Source organism: Marivita cryptomonadis, assembly GCF_002115725.1.
In the GTDB taxonomy this organism is placed as follows: domain Bacteria; phylum Pseudomonadota; class Alphaproteobacteria; order Rhodobacterales; family Rhodobacteraceae; genus Marivita; species Marivita cryptomonadis.
The window spans coordinates 1-2,002 of the sequence record NZ_JFKD01000059.1; the positions used below are offsets into that span (position 1 = coordinate 1).

3 protein-coding genes are annotated in these 2,002 nt (G+C 54.0%); all 3 read right to left on the reverse strand.

Annotation, left to right across the window (positions count from 1 at the left end; all coding sequences use genetic code 11):
• Positions 1-507 precede the first annotated feature (507 nt).
• Positions 508-969, reverse strand: a complete 462-nt coding sequence (locus MCRY_RS22190; protein WP_085633938.1) for a helix-turn-helix domain-containing protein — start codon at positions 967-969, stop codon at positions 508-510.
• Positions 969-1,136: a hypothetical protein gene (locus MCRY_RS23075; RefSeq protein ID WP_171046026.1), complete on the reverse strand. Its 168-nt coding sequence runs from the start codon at positions 1,134-1,136 to the stop codon at positions 969-971. The genes MCRY_RS22190 and MCRY_RS23075 overlap by 1 nt, the downstream gene beginning before the upstream one ends.
• Positions 1,137-1,229: 93 nt before the next feature.
• Positions 1,230-1,517, reverse strand: a complete 288-nt coding sequence (locus MCRY_RS22195) for a hypothetical protein (RefSeq protein WP_085633940.1) — start codon at positions 1,515-1,517, stop codon at positions 1,230-1,232.
• Between the last annotated feature and the right edge of the window lie 485 nt (positions 1,518-2,002).

Consider the following 2,002-nt stretch of genomic DNA (forward strand, 5'->3'; position numbering starts at 1 on the left):
GCAGGATGCATTATTTGTATGTCTTGTCGAGTCATTGCGCGCATTGTGATGCGAGTACACTTTCTTGAAGGTAGCCACTCAGGCCAAGGAGGTTTTGCATTCAAGGGGCAGAAAATCTCGGCACTTTGGCCTGTAGCTGGGTCGCGTTGAGCCGTATCCGCCCAACTTGGTGCCTACAGTTTTTTTCCGAAATCATTAGGGAAGTTGAGGTTTATCCGTGCGTTACAGTTTAGCGAATGAACGGCTTTTCTTGAATTGTGGATGCGTGCGTGTTCCGATTGGACGGGTTGGCGTGCCGTGTCGCCCGGAGATAGGGATACCCCCCCTTTTCTGAGCAGATATTGCAAACGCAGGGGGTGAACAGGTTTTCGCCGGAATGCTGTAGGGATTGGCGTACCCCCTCCGTGCCTTTCGACCTGCCTATGGCTAGATGTATAAATGTCCTGTTTTTTGTGACGCCTATCCCGCGAAATCGGCTCAATGCGTCACAGTATTTGTGACGGTTCTTCACTTTACCACCCTTAGATTGCCCTTAGTGTCACAATCGTTGTGACGGGGTGGCACAGATTTTGTGCGGGGCTTCTGAATTTGCTGCCATGATGCGAAGTCCTTGGACGGGGTTTTCATGTCGTCACTTGGCAACTCTGTCAGCCTCCAATGCGATGTCTGACCAATGCCAGACGGACCTAGATACGATGCTTGTGTCATAGCGATGAAACCCCGTGCTTCCAGCTCTTTGAACCAAGGCCCGACTGTGTTGCGATGTGCGTTCAACAACTTGGCTGCTTCCCGGTGGCTCATGGTGATGCGCCCGTTGTTTGATCCCGTGTAGCGGCGTTTCAGTTCGATGTAGAGCGCCCTCGGACCGGGTGGCAGTGTTGCCCATGCCTCGGTCTTTTGGAGCCACTCAGGAAGCTGGACGAAACGTCCAGCCCCTTTCTTGTGGTGTTTGTAGGGTTTGCGGGCCATTACCGCCCCTCTCGCGCATTGAGCGCCATGTAGACGCGCATAGCGACGATCTGGCTAGGACAGCCACCTAAAGACACCCAAGCGGCGTCTAGGGCCGTTCCTGCACTCTTGCGAACGAAGACATGCCATGTCTTGCCCTTTGCTGCGATTTTGAAACGGTCAGTCACGGCTGGCACCTCCGAAAAAGAGGTCAGCCACCATCCGTGCCTGTTGAGCGGTCATGCCGTAGCGCTGTTGAAGGCGAAGGATACGCAACCGGGTCATTCGGCGACCTCCTCTTTGCAAAGCGATTTTGCAGATTTGGGGAAGCGCAGCTTTGTGGGGTCTGCATCCGGTGACAGTCGGTAAAGAGCGATGCGACCGGGACTGGTGTATTCGGTGCAGATCGGCCAGCCAAACTCGGCCTTTAAGCGGTGGACAATCGCGCCCAATCGCCAGCCGTGGACTTCTCTGATTTCGGTCTGGTGCGAAATAGTGCGCCCGTCGAGGAGCGCCTTGCACGTCCAGTAGACGCTGGTGGGTTTTGAGTAGAAGTGTGCCTGCGGCATGTTCAATCCTTTCGATTGAAAAAGCGCGGCGCTGGGCGTAGGTATGGGGAGTATCCAGCAAGATATATTCCCGTCCCGACAGCTCAGCGCGGATGCGCCGGGTGGGACGGGTCTTAACCCGCAAGAGATGCAATCGCTGCATCTACATCTGCCTCATTCCAATACAGGCGAGAACCGATTTTCGTGGGCTTGGGTAGTCGGCCTTGGTCTACGTCGCGGTAGATGGTCGTGCGACCACGTCCACCCAATTTCTCCTGAAGTTCGCGGAAACAGAGATAACGCATCATGGTGCTCCATTGTTAACTGGAGCAATCAGTAGGTGATTCCAAAGGGCATTGGTTCACCAAGAATTCCGCAACTTCACTCCTTCTTTGGTAATTTGACCTAATGCTCGCATAGCAGAACGAGCTGAAACAGGTGAGCCAAATCCTGGGAAAGTCTCGTCAAGCTGAGCAAGTAGGTCTTCCAGCAACTCTCCAAAAGGA

Coding starts and splice junctions, on each gene's coding strand:
- MCRY_RS22190 (WP_085633938.1), bottom strand. CDS start 969: ATGGCCCGCAAACCCTACAAACACCACAAGAAAGGGGCTGGACGTTTC.
- MCRY_RS22195 (WP_085633940.1), bottom strand. CDS start 1,517: ATGCCGCAGGCACACTTCTACTCAAAACCCACCAGCGTCTACTGGACG.